Annotated in this window: 20 protein-coding genes; all 20 read right to left on the bottom strand. The window is 67.0% G+C overall.

From position 1 onward, the window contains the following. Positions 1-4: 4 nt before the first annotated feature. The 20 genes from nuoH to ACP156_RS03415 all read right to left on the bottom strand — a co-directional run bounded on the left by nuoH (position 5) and on the right by ACP156_RS03415 (position 16,250). On the bottom strand, positions 5-1,042 hold the full coding sequence (gene nuoH / locus ACP156_RS03510; RefSeq protein ID WP_425049905.1) for an NADH-quinone oxidoreductase subunit NuoH: 1,038 nt from the start codon (positions 1,040-1,042) through the stop codon (positions 5-7). A gap of 8 nt (positions 1,043-1,050) precedes the next feature. Next, on the bottom strand, positions 1,051-1,455 hold the full coding sequence (locus ACP156_RS03505) for a hypothetical protein (protein WP_425049904.1): 405 nt from the start codon (positions 1,453-1,455) through the stop codon (positions 1,051-1,053). An 11-nt stretch (positions 1,456-1,466) separates the two neighbouring features. Further along, on the bottom strand, positions 1,467-3,485 hold the full coding sequence (gene nuoG, locus ACP156_RS03500) for an NADH-quinone oxidoreductase subunit NuoG (protein ID WP_425049902.1): 2,019 nt from the start codon (positions 3,483-3,485) through the stop codon (positions 1,467-1,469). A 418-nt stretch (positions 3,486-3,903) separates the two neighbouring features. After that, positions 3,904-4,314, bottom strand: coding sequence for a DUF5333 domain-containing protein (locus ACP156_RS03495; RefSeq protein WP_425049901.1), 411 nt, complete (start codon positions 4,312-4,314; stop codon positions 3,904-3,906). 196 nt (positions 4,315-4,510) lie between these two features. Then, positions 4,511-4,927: a hypothetical protein gene (locus tag ACP156_RS03490; protein ID WP_425049900.1), complete on the bottom strand. Its 417-nt coding sequence runs from the start codon at positions 4,925-4,927 to the stop codon at positions 4,511-4,513. A 2-nt stretch (positions 4,928-4,929) separates the two neighbouring features. Further along, complete coding sequence (gene nuoF / locus ACP156_RS03485) at positions 4,930-6,225, bottom strand: NADH-quinone oxidoreductase subunit NuoF (protein ID WP_425049899.1); 1,296 nt, start codon at positions 6,223-6,225, stop codon at positions 4,930-4,932. 6 nt (positions 6,226-6,231) lie between these two features. Then, entirely contained in the window at positions 6,232-6,462 is a 231-nt protein-coding gene (locus tag ACP156_RS03480) for a DUF5337 family protein (protein ID WP_425049898.1), read from the bottom strand. Positions 6,463-6,470: 8 nt separating this feature from the next. Beyond that, positions 6,471-7,262, bottom strand: a complete 792-nt coding sequence (locus ACP156_RS03475; RefSeq protein ID WP_425049897.1) for an NADH:ubiquinone oxidoreductase — start codon at positions 7,260-7,262, stop codon at positions 6,471-6,473. Between the two features lie 38 nt (positions 7,263-7,300). After that, complete coding sequence (locus ACP156_RS03470; RefSeq protein WP_425049896.1) at positions 7,301-8,548, bottom strand: NADH-quinone oxidoreductase subunit E; 1,248 nt, start codon at positions 8,546-8,548, stop codon at positions 7,301-7,303. A gap of 9 nt (positions 8,549-8,557) precedes the next feature. Then, positions 8,558-9,226: a hypothetical protein gene (locus tag ACP156_RS03465; protein WP_425049895.1), complete on the bottom strand. Its 669-nt coding sequence runs from the start codon at positions 9,224-9,226 to the stop codon at positions 8,558-8,560. Next, complete coding sequence (locus tag ACP156_RS03460) at positions 9,223-9,366, bottom strand: hypothetical protein (RefSeq protein ID WP_425049894.1); 144 nt, start codon at positions 9,364-9,366, stop codon at positions 9,223-9,225. The genes ACP156_RS03465 and ACP156_RS03460 overlap by 4 nt, the downstream gene beginning before the upstream one ends. An 8-nt stretch (positions 9,367-9,374) precedes the next feature. Further along, positions 9,375-10,616, bottom strand: coding sequence for an NADH-quinone oxidoreductase subunit D (locus tag ACP156_RS03455; RefSeq protein ID WP_425049893.1), 1,242 nt, complete (start codon positions 10,614-10,616; stop codon positions 9,375-9,377). Continuing rightward, positions 10,613-11,218: an NADH-quinone oxidoreductase subunit C gene (locus ACP156_RS03450; RefSeq protein WP_425049892.1), complete on the bottom strand. Its 606-nt coding sequence runs from the start codon at positions 11,216-11,218 to the stop codon at positions 10,613-10,615. Before ACP156_RS03450 ends, ACP156_RS03455 begins: the two co-directional genes overlap by 4 nt. Positions 11,219-11,221: 3 nt before the next feature. After that, complete coding sequence (locus ACP156_RS03445; RefSeq protein ID WP_425049891.1) at positions 11,222-11,755, bottom strand: NuoB/complex I 20 kDa subunit family protein; 534 nt, start codon at positions 11,753-11,755, stop codon at positions 11,222-11,224. Continuing rightward, positions 11,746-12,111 carry an NADH-quinone oxidoreductase subunit A gene (locus ACP156_RS03440; RefSeq protein WP_425049890.1) on the bottom strand — a complete coding sequence of 122 codons (366 nt, stop codon included), beginning with the start codon at positions 12,109-12,111 and terminating at the stop codon, positions 11,746-11,748. The genes ACP156_RS03445 and ACP156_RS03440 overlap by 10 nt, the downstream gene beginning before the upstream one ends. A 215-nt stretch (positions 12,112-12,326) precedes the next feature. Then, the gene (locus ACP156_RS03435) at positions 12,327-12,995 is read right to left on the bottom strand and encodes a glutathione S-transferase family protein (protein WP_425049889.1); all 669 of its coding nucleotides are present in this window, start codon (positions 12,993-12,995) and stop codon (positions 12,327-12,329) included. Positions 12,996-13,092: 97 nt separating this feature from the next. Then, positions 13,093-14,082, bottom strand: a complete 990-nt coding sequence (locus ACP156_RS03430) for an NAD(P)H-dependent flavin oxidoreductase (RefSeq protein ID WP_425049888.1) — start codon at positions 14,080-14,082, stop codon at positions 13,093-13,095. Beyond that, on the bottom strand, positions 14,070-14,789 hold the full coding sequence (locus tag ACP156_RS03425; RefSeq protein ID WP_425049887.1) for a hypothetical protein: 720 nt from the start codon (positions 14,787-14,789) through the stop codon (positions 14,070-14,072). The genes ACP156_RS03430 and ACP156_RS03425 overlap by 13 nt, the downstream gene beginning before the upstream one ends. Before the next feature lie 113 nt (positions 14,790-14,902). Beyond that, on the bottom strand, positions 14,903-15,718 hold the full coding sequence (locus tag ACP156_RS03420; RefSeq protein WP_425049886.1) for an EcsC family protein: 816 nt from the start codon (positions 15,716-15,718) through the stop codon (positions 14,903-14,905). A gap of 22 nt (positions 15,719-15,740) precedes the next feature. After that, the gene (locus ACP156_RS03415) at positions 15,741-16,250 is read right to left on the bottom strand and encodes a lysozyme inhibitor LprI family protein (protein WP_425049885.1); all 510 of its coding nucleotides are present in this window, start codon (positions 16,248-16,250) and stop codon (positions 15,741-15,743) included. Between the last annotated feature and the right edge of the window lies 1 nt (position 16,251).

Below are 16,251 nucleotides of genomic sequence, written 5' to 3'. Positions count from 1 at the left end.
ATCCTCAGCCCCCGATCGCCCAGCGGGCATAGGCGCCGCCGAACCAGCCGAAATGCGCCGCAAAGGACACGAACACCACCCAGCCAAGCGACAGCGGCAGGAACACCTTCCAGCCGATCCGCATCAGCTGGTCATAGCGGTAGCGAGGAGTGATCGCCTTCACCATCGCGAAGATGAAGAAGAAGAACAGCATCTTGCCGACCATCCACAGCGCGCCGTCCGGCAGGCCCGGGATCGGCGACAGCCAGCCGCCGAAGAACAGCAGCGTCGTCAGCGCGCAGATCAGGAAGATCGCGAAGTACTCGCCCGCCATGAACAGCAGGAACGGGGTCGACGAGTATTCCACCTGATAGCCGGCGACGAGTTCCGATTCCGCTTCCGGCAGGTCGAACGGCGGGCGGTTCGTCTCGGCGAGGCCCGAGATGAAGAACAGGAACACCATCGGCAGGTGCGGCAGCCAGAACCAGTTGAACAGGCCGAAGCTTCCGTCCTGCGCGGCGACGATCTCTCCGAAGTTCAGCGACCCGGCCGAGATGACGATGCCGATGATGATCAGGCCCAGCGACACCTCGTAGCTGATCATCTGCGCGGCGGACCGCAGCGAGCCGAGGAACGGGTATTTCGAGTTCGACGCCCAGCCGCCCATGATCACGCCGTACACTTCCAGCGACGAGATCGCGAAGACGTACAGGATGGCGACGTTGATGTCCGACAGGACCCAGCTTGTGTTGAACGGGATCACCGCCCAGGCCGCCATCGGCAGCGCGAAGGACAGGATCGGCGCGATGAAGAACACCGCCCGGTCGGCGCCCGCGGGCACGACGATTTCCTTCAGCACCAGCTTCAGCATGTCGGCGGCGGATTGCAGCAGGCCCCAGGCCCCCACCACGTTGGGACCGCGGCGCATCTGGACAGCCGCCCAGATCTTCCGGTCCGCGTAGAGGATGAAATAGGCCGACAGCAGCAGGAAGATCGCCATCAGCAGGCACTGCGCAAGGATGATGATCGTTATGCCAAGCCCGGTCGAAAAGAAGTCTGCCATATGTCCACTCACACCGTCGGTATGCCGGTTTCCGCGCAGTTCGCCACCGTGACCTCTGCGTCTATGGTACTGAGTCCGCGCGGCAGGTCGGGTGAGACGGTGTAAACCGCATCTCCCTTCCAAACGCCACCCTCTTCGGCGACATTTGTGCGGACATGCCGCGCAAAGCCGAAGCCCCGGATCAGTGCGTATTGTGCCGCGGCGCAGTCGGCGTATGCCGTGACATCCTCGCCCGTCCGGGCGCCGCGCATGGCGACCCGGAACTCGACCAGGTCGTCTTCCAGCAGCCGTGTCTGGATGCCGCGGTATTCGGGATTGAACGGCGAGCGGTCGACGGTCTCGGCTTCAAGCCCGGCGCAGGCGGCAAGCCCGCCCAGCCCGATGAGCCCTGCTATGACCTTCGCCGCAACCACCCGTCCGGACCCTATTCCGCCGCCACCGCCGTGGTGGCGCGCGCCTTCGCCCGCGCGCTCAACTCGGCCATCAGGGCCGAGGCCCGCGCAATCGGATTGGTCAGCCAGAAGTCGCGGATCGCCGGGCGGAAGCTGGCGTCGCCAAGCTTGCCCTGCTCGACCGCCTGCCACTCGTTCGCGGGCACCGAACCGACGCTTTTCAGCACCGGCGCGGCCTCGACCATCTTGCGGCGCAGCTGCGCGAGGCTGTCGAAGGGAAGCGTGGCGTCCAGTTCGGCGGACAGCGCCCGCAGGATGGCCCAGTTTTCCTTCGCCTCGCCCGGCGGGAAGCTGGCGCGCAGCGCAAGCTGCGGGCGTCCCTCGGTGTTGACGAACAGCCCCTGCTCTTCGGTATAGGCGGCGCCCGGCAGGATGATGTCGGCCCGGTGCGCACCACGGTCGCCGTGGCTGCCTTGGTAGATCACGAAGGGACCGGCGGCGATTTCGACCTCGTCGGCACCAAGGTTATAGACCACGTCCGCCCCGTCCAGCGCGGCGTCCATGCCACCCTCGGTCACCGCGCCCACGTCCATCGCGCCAACGCGGCCGGCGGCGGTGTGCAGCACCATGAACTTCGACTCGGTCAGCTCGGCCACTTTCATCGCGGCGCCCAGAACGGCGGACCCGTCCGCCTCGGACAGCGCGCCCTGGCCGATGATGACCACGGTGTCCTTGCCCTTGGCGTTCTTGTGGTCCTTCTCGACCAGCGCCTGCAGGTCGGACCGCTGGTTGCCATAGTGAGTGTAGTCATAGGTCAGGTCCGCCGCCTCGCCCACCAGCGCCACGCGGGCGCCGTTCAGCCAAGCCTTGCGGATGCGGGCGTTCAGCACCGGCGCTTCCTCGCGCGGGTTGGTGCCGATCAGCAGGATCGTCGCGGCGGTGTCCACATCCTCGATCCGGGCGGTGCCGACATAACCCGAGCGGTTGCCCGCGGGCAGCTTTGCGCCGTCGGTGCGGCACTCGACGTTGCCGCCCAGCCCTTCCACCAGCGATTTCAGCGCAAAGGCCGCCTCGGCCGGGGCAAGATCGCCCACAAGGCCCGCGACCTTCTTGCCCTTCATCGCGGCGGCGGCCTTCGACAGCGCCTCTCCCCACGTGGCGGGGCGCAGCTTGCCGTTTTCGCGCACATAGGGCTTGTCCAGCCGCTGACGGCGCAGGCCGTCCCAGACGAAACGGGTCTTGTCGCTGATCCACTCTTCGTTGATGCCGTCGTGGTTGCGCGGCAGGAATCGCATCACTTCGCGGCCCTTCGTGTCGACCCGGATGTTCGAGCCAAGCGCGTCCATCACGTCGACGCTTTCGGTCTTGGTCAGTTCCCACGGGCGGGCGGTAAAGGCATAGGGCTTCGACACCAGCGCGCCCACCGGGCACAGGTCGATGATGTTGCCCTGCATGTTGGAATCGAGCGTCTGGTTCAGATAGCTCGTGATCTCGGCATCCTCGCCCCGGCCGGTCTGGCCCATCTGGCTAATGCCCGCGACTTCTGTCGTGAAACGGACGCAGCGGGTGCAGGAGATGCAGCGCGTCATGTGCGTTTCGACCAGCGGGCCGAGGTCCAGATCGTCCACCGCGCGCTTCGGTTCGCGGTAGCGGCTGAAGTCGACGCCGTAGGCCATCGCCTGATCCTGAAGGTCGCATTCGCCGCCCTGGTCGCAGATCGGGCAGTCGAGCGGGTGGTTGATGAGCAGGAACTCCATCACCCCTTCGCGGGCCTTCTTCACCATCGGCGAATTGGTCTTGATGACCGGTGGCTCGCCATCCTTGCCGGGACGCAGATCGCGCACCTGCATCGCACAGGACGCGGCCGGTTTCGGCGGCCCACCCACCACTTCGACAAGGCACATCCGGCAGTTGCCCGCGATCGACAGACGCTCGTGATAGCAGAAACGGGGGATCTCGATCCCCGCCTGCTCGCAAGCCTGGATCAGCGTCATCGCCGGATCGACTTCTATCTCTTTGTCGTCAATGATGATTTTCCGAAGATCGGTCATGGGTGTGGTTCCCTTCGGATCGGCCTGCCGCGGATGCGACTAGCTTATCGGTTGCCGCGAGACACACGGCCCCGCCATTCTGCCATTGGCTATTTCCTCCGGCCCGGTATTGCAAGGCCTTAGCGCCCGTGAACGCCGCAGCGCAGCACCGGATCGGGCCCATTTTCCGCGTCGGATGCCGCCCCATCGGGCTATCCAAAGAAAATTGCCGTTTCGTGAAGGCGAATGGGGATACGGACGTTTCCTCACGCACAGAGATCGGCTGGCGCGCAGACGGGAACGATACCGAATGTCCCGCAAAGTTGATCGCGCAACGCCGAGTCGGCCGCTTAGCGGGATCGCTGCGGCCGGTCGGATTGGGACATCAGGTCAGGAAACCATGGCCGCGCACAAGACCGCGCCGGGCCAAAGCCGCGGCTCAGTTGGCGCGCAGCAGGTAGCCGGTCAGCGTGTTCTTCTCGATCTCGGCCATCCCAAGACGGCAATAGCTGGCCGCATCGCCGGGCGTCACGCCGTTCTTGGCAAGGTAGTTGTCCCGCATCGCTTCAAGCTTGGCCTTCGCCTCGGGGCTTTTGCGCATCTGGGTGATGTCGTCCTGCGAGTACCCGAGCTTCAGCGCATAGCTTTCCAGCTCTTTCGCCCGTACCACGACGCGCAGCATCCGCGCGCTGATCGAGGGGCAGTTGTTGCGGATCTCGTCCCCGACAGCGGCGGCAAAGAACTCGCGCACCACGCGCGGGTCGTCCTCCAGCGGCGGCAGCGCCATCGCGGCGCCCGCGCTGGCCGTGACGAGAACGGCGGCAAGGGTGGTCTTCAGGAACTTCTGCATCGGTATTCTCCGGGCCTGTACGCGTCGCGCCCCGCAGGTCGTTGCCTGCCAGTCCGTTTCGGAGGGGACGGTTGGGCCAATAGGCCGAATATCCCGTCACCGGTCCAGACACGGGCGCGTGACCTGTCATGTTGGGCGGGGCACCGCCGTTTTCCAGCCCCGGACAGCCCCCGAACCATCACGAAACGTTACGCTTTTAACGCGCCGTACACGTTCCGCGCAGGGTCACCGAGTCGTCGGTGATCGGCAACTGGTCAATCGGCGTGTCCGGTCCCACCGTCCACGCGGTCTCGGAACTGCCGAACTTGCGCAGGCAGTAGACCGTGGCGCGATAGCGCCCGGCTTCCAGCGCCGTCTCGGGGTTGGCGCGGAACGGGCGGACGGTGATGGTCAGGTCGCGCCGCGCATCGCCGCTGATGTCGAGCTTGGAGCGATAGGTGACGCCGTTCACCTCTAGCCGGTTGGCCCCGCGCGGGCTTGCGCTGCCGATACCGACGGCGCCGCCGACGTTGCGGGCCACGCCGCAGCCAGCCAGCGCGACAAGGACCGAGCCGATGACAAGGCCGCGCACCACGCGGCGGGCGGCGGGCGATTGAGTCGTCTGGAAGGTCATGCTTACTCCGCCGCGACCGCGCTGACGCGGCCGGTCTTCTTGGCCTTGATGCGGTCCTCGATCTCTTCGCGGAAGTGCCGGATCAGGCCCTGGATCGGCCAGGCCGCCGCGTCGCCCAAAGCGCAGATCGTGTGGCCCTCGACCTGCTTGGTCACGTCGAACAGCATGTCGATCTCTTCGATCTCGGCGTCGCCGGTCACAAGGCGGTCCATCACGCGCATCATCCAGCCGGTGCCTTCCCGGCAGGGCGTGCACTGGCCGCAGCTTTCGTGCTTGAAGAACTTCGACAGCCGCCACACGGCTTTCACCACGTCGGTCGACTGGTCCATCACGATCATGCAACCGGTGCCGAAGCTAGACTTGTTCTCGCGCATCCAGTCGAAGTCGAAGATCGCGTCGTCCAGCGCCTCTTTCGGCAGGACCGGACAGGACGCGCCGCCGGGGATGATGGCCTTGAGGTTGTCCCAGCCGCCGCGAATGCCGCCGCCGTGGGTTTCGATGATCTCGCGCACGGACATCGACATCGATTCCTCGAACACGCAGGGGGTGTTCACATGGCCGGTCAGGCCCATCAGCTTGGTGCCCGCGTTGTTCGGACGTCCGAAGCTGGAAAACCAGTCGGGCCCGCGCCGCAGGATGGTCGGCACGACGGCGATCGATTCCACGTTGTTCACGGTGGTCGGGCAACCGTACAGGCCCGCCCCCGCCGGGAACGGCGGCTTCATGCGGGGCATGCCCTTGCGGCCCTCGAGGCTTTCCAGCAGCGCGGTTTCCTCGCCGCAGATATAAGCCCCCGCGCCGTGGTGCAGGTACAGGTCGAAGTCGAACCCCGACCCCGCCGCGTTGCCACCCAGAAGGCCCGCGTCATAAGCCTCGTCGATGGCGGCCTGCAGCGCCTCGCGCTCGCGGATGTATTCGCCGCGGATGTAGATATAGGCCGCGTTCGCCCCCATCGCGAACGAGGCGATCAGCGCCCCCTCGACCAGCGTATGCGGGTCGTGGCGCATGATCTCGCGGTCCTTGCAGGTCGCGGGCTCGGATTCGTCGGCGTTGATAACCAGATAGGCCGGACGCCCGTCGGTTTCCTTCGGCATGAAGGACCATTTCAAGCCGGTCGGGAAACCGGCGCCGCCGCGACCGCGCAGGCCCGAGGCCTTCACCTGATCGATGATCCAGTCCCGCCCCTTCGCGAGAATGCCCGCGGTGCCGTCCCAGTGGCCGCGCTTCTTCGCGCCGGCCAGCGTGCGGTCGTGCATCCCGTAGAGGTTGGTAAAGATGCGGTCCTTGTCGGCAAGCATGTCCGGTTACCCTTCGTTGTTCCGGCGTTTCCGCCAGATCTGATACGTCACGATGAATGCCCACAAAAAGGCGGCGAGCGCCAGCAGGTCGAACAGCAGCACCGTCCGGGCCGTCAGCCCGAACCGCGCCCCCGCGAACTGCGCCCCCATCCACAGCACGAGCGTCGCGATGATCACCACAGCGACCATCCGCGACTGCTTTGCCAGCGCCTTGTCCTTGCCCGTGGGCTCTGCCATCGCCACTCCTAGTAGACCTCGCCCTTGTCGACCCGCGACGAGAACTCGGTCTCGCCACCGGCGGCGAGGATCTTCGCCTGTTCCACCCAGCCGTCGCGGCTGACGCGGCCACGGAAGCCTTTCAGGTTCTCGTCCATCCACGCGACCTCTGCCGAGCCCCAGCCCGCGATCTGGTCAAAGTGATAGACACCAAGCGAGTGCAGAAGCTCTTCAAGCTTCGGCCCCACGCCCTTGATTTCTTTCAGATTGTCCGCTCCGCCCTCGCGCGGCGCCGTCATCATCTCGGGCTTTGTGCCCTCTCCGTCGGCCACCGGCGCTGCGGCGGTCGGTTCGGACACGACCGGTTCGGGCGCGGTCTCTGCCACGGGCGTCTCGACCGGAGCGTCGGCGGGCTCTTCTACCGGAGCCGCGGCGATGGACTGTTCCGGGGCCGCGCTGACCGGCGTCGGCTCAGGCTCGGGCGCCGCATCGGGTGCGCTGGCGGGTTCCGAAGGCGCGGGCTTGAACGATGCGGGCTCTTCCGCCATCGCGCTCAGACCGAAACCGGCGCCGGTGCTGTCGCTTGCAGGAGCGGTCGAGGCAGCCGGATCGGCATCGGAATGCGCGCCGCCATCCTTCATGTCGCCATAGCCGTAATACAGGATCAGGAAGACCATGACCCCCACGACAAGCCCCATCAGCAGGGCGCCGAAGAAGGCATAGGTCACCAGCAACCACAGCCACAACAGCACAAGCAGTCCCACGACGCCGGAAATCACCAGCATCGCCTCGGTAGAAAGTCCTTTACGTCCGTCAGCCATATCGTCCCTCTCCCATGTCGCGTTACGCGTGCATGGGATCAGTATTTAGCGCGTTTCGAGAATTCTGTCTCTCCCCCGGCGGCAAGCACCTTGGCCTGCTTCACCCACTCGTCGCGGGTCACCCGGCCCTTGAAGCCTTCGAGATTGGCGTCGACCCAGGCGATTTCCTCGGCGGTCCAGCCGGCCACCTGGTCGAAGTGGTAGAAGCCCAGCGAGTGCAGCAGCGACTCGAGCTTGGGGCCCACGCCCTTGATCTTCTTGAGATCGTCGGCCTTACCCTCGCGTGCGGCGTCCAGCGCGGCCGGGCGTTTCGCGTCCTCGGGCTTCACCGATTTCGCGGCCTCGGTCACGGCGTCGGCCTCTGCATCCGTCTCGGCGGGGGCCGCCGACGGTGTCGCCGTTCCGGGCGCTTCGGTGTTCGACACGTTGCCGGTCACGTCGGACTCGGGCTTCGCGGCGCTGTCGTCGCTGGAGATTTCGCGCGCGTCGACGCCGGTTTCGTCGGCGGGCACATCCTCGGACGGGCGCGGATGCGAGGTCGCTTCCTTCTGCGCCTCGATCTCGGCCTCGGTCGTGTCGTTGCGGCGCCACGGCGTCGTCAGCGGCACCTCGGTCCCGTCGATCCGCTTCACGGTGTCGTTCAGGTCCAAAGCCAGCGCGACCGACGCGTTATGCGCCTCGCGGTTCTCGGCATATTCGGTCAGCACGTTCGGGCCGCCCTTCGCCTCGGACGAGAAGCGGCCGTTCTGCGGACCCGGCGTCGGCACCCGGCCGGCGGCGAATTCGTCAAGGATGGTCGCGAAGCTGTCGGCGGTCAGGTCCTCGTAATAGTCCTTGCCGATCTGCGCCATCGGCGCGTTGGAGCAGGCGCCAAGGCACTCGACCTCTTCCCACGAGAACCGGCCATCCGCGGACAGCGCGTGCGGCTGGGCCGCGATCTTGTCACGGCAGACCGCCATCAGGTCCTCGGCCCCGCAGATCATGCAGGACGTCGTGCCGCAAACCTGAATATGCGCAACGCTGCCAACGGGTTGCAGCTGGAACATGAAGTAGAACGTCGCCACCTCAAGCGCCCGGATATAGGCCATGCCCAGCATCTCGGCGACCGCTTCGATCGCGGGGCGGCTCAGCCAGCCCTCCTGCTCTTGCGCGCGCCACAAAAGCGGGATGATCGCCGAGGCCTGACGCCCCTCGGGATACTTGCTGATCTGCCCTTCGGCCCATGCCTTGTTGGCGTCCGTGAAGGCGAAGCTTTCGGGTTGGTCGTGATAGAGACGGCGGAGCATGGTCTGTCCTTATCCGTTGCAGTCCGCGAGGCTGACCGTCATGTCGGCCTCGTCCACAGTGAGTTCGCCGGATTGCACCAGCGACTCGAACACCCCGGCCAGCGCCACGTCGACCGGTGCGCGGGCGGCGGCTTCGTCAGCGACGCCCAGCCCCTCCAGCACCGAGACGAGGATCGCGCTTTGCGCGGCCATCTGGTCCGAGAAATCCATGGCGCAGCCCGCGCCTTCGAAATGGGTGCGCACGAGCGCGGCCAGTTGCGCGTCGGTCACCACGCCGGCGCCGGGCACGGTATGACCCGCAATGTCCGGTGTGCAGTCCTTCAGCCGGACGACGCCGGCCTGCATGTCAGGCTCGATCACGCCGCCCTCGACCATGGAGATCGAGACTTTCTGGATGCGGTCCTGAAGCTGGTCGTGAACGACTTCGGCCTCGTCCACCGACAGGCCGAGCGCTGCGCCGAAATGGGACATGATCCGGCGATCCGTCGCCTCTTCCTCGACCATGCTCAACGCGCAGCCGTTCGAGCGGAACAGATCGGTGAACAGAGACTCGATCCGGTCGTCGGACATTTCCGAGATTTCGGTCCGCAGCGCCTCGATCCGGGCGTCGTCGGCCGCAACCGCCACCTGCCCGGCCAGCAGCGCGGCCAGCAGGATGCCTGCGCCCGCCCGCTTCATGCCGCGTCTCCGGCCAGCGTGCCGATCAGCCCGACTGGCGCCGCGCCCGGGAAGGGGGCGGGGCTGGACATCACGGCAGCGGCCGCAACCGGCGCGTGAAAGCTGTTCGGCAGCACCCCCAGCACAATCACCAGAAGCATCACCGACATCAGCGGTCGACCTCGCCGAACACGATATCCATCGTCCCGATGATCGCCGCCACGTCGGCCAGCTGGTGGCCGCTGGCCACGTAATCCATCGACTGCAGGTGCAGATATCCCGGCGCGCGCAGCTTGGCGCGGTAGGGTTTGTTGGTGCCGTCCGACACGATGTAGACGCCGAACTCGCCCTTGGGCGCTTCGACAGCGGCATAAGCCTCGCCCGGGGGGACGTGGAAACCCTCGGTGTAAAGTTTGAAGTGGTGGATCAGCGCTTCCATCGAGCGCTTCATCTCGCCCCGCTTCGGCGGGGTCAGCTTGCCACGCGCCAGCACGTCGCCCTGCCCGTCCGGCGCGGACAGCTTTTCGATCGCCTGCTTCACGATCTTGACGCTTTCGCGCATCTCCTGCATCCGCACGAGATACCGGTCGTAGCAGTCGCCGTTCTTGCCCACGGGAATGCCGAACTCGAACTCGTCGTAGCATTCGTAGGGCTGGCTGCGGCGCAGGTCCCACGCAAGTCCAGAGCCGCGGACCATCACGCCCGAATAGCCCCAGTCCAGAATGTCCTGTTCCGAGATGATGCCGATGTCGGCGTTGCGCTGCTTGAAGATCCGGTTCTCGGTCAGCAGCCCGTCGATGTCGTCCAGCAGCTTCAGGAACGGATCGCACCATGCGTCGATATCCGCCAGCAGTTGCTCGGGCAGATCCTGATGCACGCCGCCGGGCCGGAAATATGCGGCGTGAAGGCGCGCGCCGCAGGCCCGTTCGTAGAACACCATCAGCTCTTCGCGGGCGGTGAAGCCCCACAGCGGCGGCGTCAGCGCGCCGACATCCATCGCCTGCGTGGTGACGTTCAGCAGGTGGTTCAGGATACGCCCGATTTCAGAGAACAGCACCCGGATCAGGCTGGCGCGGCGCGGCACAACGGTGCCGGTCAGCTTCTCGATGGCAAGGCACCACGCATGTTCCTGGTTCATCGGCGCCACGTAGTCGAGGCGGTCGAGATACGGCAGGTTCTGCAGGTAGGTGCGGCTTTCCATCAGCTTTTCAGTGCCGCGGTGAAGCAGGCCGATATGCGGGTCGGCACGTTCGACGATCTCGCCGTCCAGTTCCAGCACCATGCGAAGAACGCCGTGCGCCGCAGGGTGTTGCGGGCCGAAGTTGATGTTGAAGTTGCGGATCTTCTGCTCGCCCGTAAGGGTGTCGACAGAGCCGTCGTCGTACTTGTGGGGAACGGTGCCGTCCATCATTTTGCGGCCTCCTTCTCGTCACCCGGAAGGATGTAATGGGCGCCTTCCCACGGGGACATGAAATCGAACTGCCGGTATTCCTGCACCAGCTTCACCGGCTCGTAGACCACGCGTTTCTCGGCCTCGTCATAGCGGACCTCGACATAGCCGGTGGTCGGGAAATCCTTGCGCAGCGGGTGCCCGCGGAAGCCGTAGTCGGTCAGGATGCGCCGCAGGTCCGGGTGCCCGGTGAACAGGATGCCATACATGTCGAACACTTCGCGCTCGAACCAGTTGGCGGCCGGGAACACCTCGACGATCGAGGCGGCCTTTTCGTCCTCGCGCACCGCCGCTTTGATGCGGATGCGCTGGTTCTGGTACATCGACAGGAAGTGATAGACGAGATCGAACCGCGCCTCCCGCTCGGGGTAGTCGACGGCGGTCAGGTCGACCAGCGTCGAGAACCGGCAGGTCTGGTCTGTCTTCAGGAACTCGACGAAGCTGACGACCGAGGACAGCGAGACCTCGACATTCAGCTCACCGAAGGCGACGTTCCAGCCCAGCACGCAATCGGGGCGTTTCAGCTCGATATGCTGGCCCAGTTCCTTCAACGCTTCCGACATGGCTTACCTCGCGATGGTCCCGGTGCGGCGGATCTTGCGCTGCAGCGCCATCAGGCCGTACAGCAGCGCCTCGGCCGTCGGCGGGCAGCCGGGCACGTAGACGTCCACCGGCACGATCCGGTCGCAGCCGCGCACCACCGAGTAACTGTAGTGATAATAGCCCCCGCCGTTCGCGCAGGAGCCCATGGAGATCACATAGCGCGGCTCGGGCATCTGGTCGTAAACCTTGCGCAGCGCCGGCGCCATCTTGTTGGTCAGCGTGCCCGCGACGATCATCAGGTCCGACTGACGTGGCGAAGCGCGGGGCGCGATGCCGAAGCGTTCGATGTCGTAGCGCGGCATCGACGTCTGCATCATTTCGACGGCGCAGCAGGCAAGGCCGAAGGTCATCCAGTGCAGCGAGCCGGTGCGCGCCCAGTTGATGATATCCTCGGTCGAGGTCAGCAGAAAGCCCTTGTCCTGCAGCTCGCGGTTCAGCGCCTGCGTCGCAACCTCGCGGTCGCCGCCGGCGTCGTTCAGCGCGGTGCTCACTCCCATTCCAGGGCTCCTTTCTTCCACTCGTAAGCGAAGCCCACCGTCAGCACGCCAAGGAAGACCATCATCGACCAGAACGCGGTGTCGGACATCCCGTTGAACGAGACCGCCCACGGGAACAGGAACGCCACTTCGAGGTCGAAGATGATGAACAGGATCGAGACGAGGTAGAACCGCACGTCGAACTTCATCCGCGCGTCGTCGAAGGCGTTGAAGCCGCATTCGTAGGCCGACACCTTTTCCGGGTCCGGGTTCCGCACCGCCAGCAACGCGGCGGCAAGGATCAGGATCAGCCCCAGCCCGACGGCCACGGCGATGAAAAGGAGGATCGGAAGGTACTCGGTAGCGAGAGATTGCACGTACTGGCTCCTTCACATGGCGGGCAAGTGCACTTGCAGCACAGCCATAAACCCGCCCCCCCGAAGGGTCAACCGACAGCCGGTTAACCCTCGCGTGAGACACGGGGATTCTGTTCATCCCTCCCTAGCCTGCGCCGCCGGGGGTTTCCAAGGGCTTAAGCGCCGCATGTGCCGATCTTCCCGGCCAGGGGCCGACCTCCCCGCGACCGGTGCCGCTAGGCCTCCCACGGCTCGTAGAATTCGCGGTCATACAGCAGCGTGACCCCGTCGGGCGGCAGCGCCGCCTGAAAGGCCGGGCGTTCGGTGATCCGCTGATACCAGCGGGTCAATTCGGGGTAGGCGTCGGTGCGGGCGAAATGGCGGCCCATGTAGACTGCCTGCCCTACCCCGATGTCGGCAGCCGAGAACCCGCCGGTCAGCAGGTGGTCGCGGTTCTCGACCGGCGTCGACAGCCGGCCCTCGATCGCCTCATAGCATTTCTCAAGACGCATCTTTTCCAGCTTCATCACCACCGGCGACCGCATCGAGTCGTCGTACAGCGCGACATGCTGCTGGGTCAGCGCGGCGGTGTGCTGGCTGACCGTCTCGGCAAAGTGCAGCCATGTCAGGAATTCGGCGCGGTCCAGCGCGCCCGGCGGGCGGCCAAGCCCCGCGTCCGGGAAGCGCTCGCACAGGTATTCTGCGATGGCGCCGCTTTCAAACATCACGTCGCCGTCGATCTCCAGCGCCGGAACGCGCCCGGCGGGGTTCAGGGTGCGGTACTCGGGCGAGCGCAGGGTGCGGTCGAACGGGTAGACCACCAGTTCGAAATCCACGCCCAGTTCGTTCAGCAGCCAAAGGCTCCGCATCGAGCGGGTCTGGTGACAGTGGTGCAGCCGGATCATCCGTGCTCTCCTTCGGGATCATTCAGGGCGGCCCGCTAAGGGCCGGCCCCCGACAAGACTGTGGCGGATCGCGCCAGGGACAAGGGCCAGGGACCCGTCAGCCGCGCCGCCACCCGCCGCCCAACAGCGCCTCGGCCTCGTCGACCATGGCTCCGACAACGGTCGCGGCGGGGCGCACCTCGTCGATCAGGCCGGTGGCCTCGCCCACGAAGGTATTGGCGACGGTGACGTCTCCGGCCTCCCAAGCGGCGGTCCACTGAGGTGCGATGGTGTCGGCGGCGGCGATCAGGCCCTCGCGATCGTCGTGCCAGCGTTCGGTGAACGGGTTCTTCAGCACCCGGCAGCTATAGCGGTCGGGCCAGTCCAGCCGCCGCGCCACATCCATCACGGTGGTGCGGATCGTTTCATCGCCGGTCGCGCCGACGGCGGCTTTCAGCATCTCGGGATGCACAAGCGCCTCGCGCGTGGCCCACAGGCGCGAGCCCACGACCACACCCTCGGCACCCAGCATCAGCGCGGCGGCCAGACCGCGCCCGTCGGCGATCCCTCCGGCGGCAAGCAGCAGGATGCCCGGCGCGTTCTGCGCAAGCCAGTCGGCGATCTCGGGCACCAGCGTCATCGTCGCCCGCTTCTCGCCATGGCCGCCCGCCTCGGCCCCCTGGGCGACGATCACGTCCGCCCCGGCCTCGGCCGCGCGTTTCGCGTCGCGCAGCGTCTGAACCTGCACGATCAGCGGCACCCCGGCGGCATGGATCCTGCCCGCGAAGGGCATCGGATCTCCGAAGCTCAGGAACACGGCCGCCGGTCGCCGGTCCAGCACCCGGTCCAGCAGGTCCGGCGTCACCTTCAGCGCCTCTGCCAGCGACCACGTGATAAAGCCGCAGCCCACCCGCGCGTTCCCCGCCTTCGCGAACTGGTCTTCGATCCAGTCCGCGTCACAGTAGGACCCGCCGATCAGCCCAAGCCCGCCGGCCCCGGTCACCGCCGCCGCCAGCCTGCCGCCCGAAACCTTCGCCATCGGCGCAAGGACGATGGGCACCTCGATGTCGAAACGTTCGGTCAGCCGGGTCGAGATCACTGGCACCATCCTCCGCTTCCGACCGGACGCACGATCCCGGCCTCCAGCATCGCAGGCGCCACGTCCGCGCCGTCCACCAGAACCCGGACCCGTCCGGCAGGCACCGCCGACGCTGCCGGAGCGGGCGGCGTGTCCTCGGCGGTTTCGGTCGCCTCCGGGTCCGTCTCGCCGGTCGCGGCCTCGGCTTCTGGCACGTCCTCGCCGTCAGGCTCCGGCGCGGGCGCCACATCCGCCTGCGGCGCGACGACGCCCGGCCCCTGCAACTGCACCACGTCCGCGGCAAACAGCAACTTGCGCAATTCGAGACCCGCGACGAAGGCCGACTTGAACTCGGCCCAGCATCCCGGCCCGGTCAGCGAGGGCGCGTCATAGCCCGCGACCGTCATCGGCAGGTCGGCGCCGTCCGGGCAATGTGTGGTCAGCCGCCCCCCGTCCACCACGACGCGCACCGCGCAGCCGCCGTCGGGCGCCTTGGCCAGACCGTTGGCGAAATCCGCGCCCGGCCCCGCCAGACCGACGATCACCGCGATGGCGATGACGAAGCGCAGCACCCGCCCGGTGATCGACCGCCGCCGCGGTGGCCGCCTGTCCCGTCCGCCACCGCCTCCGCCCGAGGATGGCGCGGGCGTCTCGCGGTAATTGGGCCGCCAGTCCTTGTACCGGCTGTGTTCCCAGTTCTTGCTTCCCGAACCCGAAGGCCCCTTGCCGCCGCTCATCCTGTCCCCCCACGGATCGCTCTCGTCGGGCAGCCTCTACCTCCCGAGGCGCAAGCGCAAGGCGGGATACGCGCGGGGGTAGATCACCCCCACCCCACCGCACTACCCGGACATCAGGCCGGGGCCGGTTCCGGCGGGGGCAGCATCCGGCGCGCCATCAGCCAGCGCTGGCGGTAGGCATAGCGCGCCGCCCGCGCCACGTCGGCCTGAAACGACGCGTTGACCGTCGCCGCCACCACGCCGCCGACGATGGGCACGATCTGCCCCGCCTTGCGTGCCGCCAGCGACAGGCCAAGCTGCCGGGCGATACGCTCGACCAGCTTGTCGGTCACCCATTTCCCGCCCTTCTCCAGCAGGATCTTCGCCTCGGGCGACGACAGTTCGCGCGCCAGGGCGTTCAGCCCGTCCACCGCCTGCTCGCGGTTGTCGCTGGCCATCGAGGTCGCGACCTCCAGCACCATCAGCCGGAACGCCCGCTCGCCCTCGTCATCGCCGTGGAAGCCATAGGCGGCACCGGTCGCCCGCACGCAGCGCGCCGACAAGGCCACCGTAGCGGGCACGTCCACCGCCAGCCCGGCCGCGCCGAACCAGCCCGCGACCCCGCCGGTCGCGGCGTTGCTGCCCTGCGCCCAGGACTGCACCCGCAGCGCCGCGCGGTCGCAGGCAAGGATGTCGTCCGTGTCGTGCCGCGTCAGTTCGCGCGGCAGCGTCAGCCCCGCCGCGCGATCGGCCTGCCGCAAGGCCTGCCGCACGACGCCAGAGGGGATCATCCGCCCGATCACCCCGCTGACCGGCGCCGTCAGGCGCTCTGCCCCGCGCCCCAGCCGGGTCGCGCGGCGCTTCTCGAAATCGCGCTGATCGCGGATCGCCTTCAACACGGCCTCCGGCACACCTTCGGGACCTGCCGGCGGTTTCTTCTGATCCGTCATGCCGTCACCCTCCGCGCGCCGCTCACATCCGGTTCTCCATCGCCTCGAGAAACAGCGCCTGCTGCCCCGTCACCTGCATCGCGCAACTGACGAAAGCCGGCCCGCCGCCCGTCCCCGAGCCCCACTGGCTGCGCTCGTACATGCAGCGCGCATCGCGGAAAGGGATCCACGCCCGCTGCATCTCGCGCAGCGCATCGGCGCGGCTGGGCTCGGACGCGCCAAGCTCGCGCATCTCCGCATCGGTCGCGTTCTCGCTCTCCATCAGCGCGCCGTAGGCGGCGTTCAGGCGGGCGTCCCAGTAATCGCGCTCGTAGCTCAGACAGGTGGCGGTGCCTACGGTGGTCCATCCATCGGACGTCGCCTCCATGCAGGCCTTGGCAGAAGCGCCGATGCAGGCCTCGCGCCCGGCAGGGTCCTCCGCCGCCGCAAGACAGACCTCGGTCTGCGCGGTGTCGAACACGATCTCCTGCGCCGCCGCCCCGGATGCGACGCACCCGGCGATCCCCGCCGCCACGATCAGCACTCTCGTCATC

The sequence above is a fragment of the Psychromarinibacter sp. S121 genome, assembly GCF_049801035.1.
Classification (GTDB): Bacteria; Pseudomonadota; Alphaproteobacteria; order Rhodobacterales; family Rhodobacteraceae; genus Psychromarinibacter.
The sequence above is the reverse complement of the archived record's forward strand: the minus strand, read 5'-3'. Positions and strand labels throughout refer to the sequence as shown.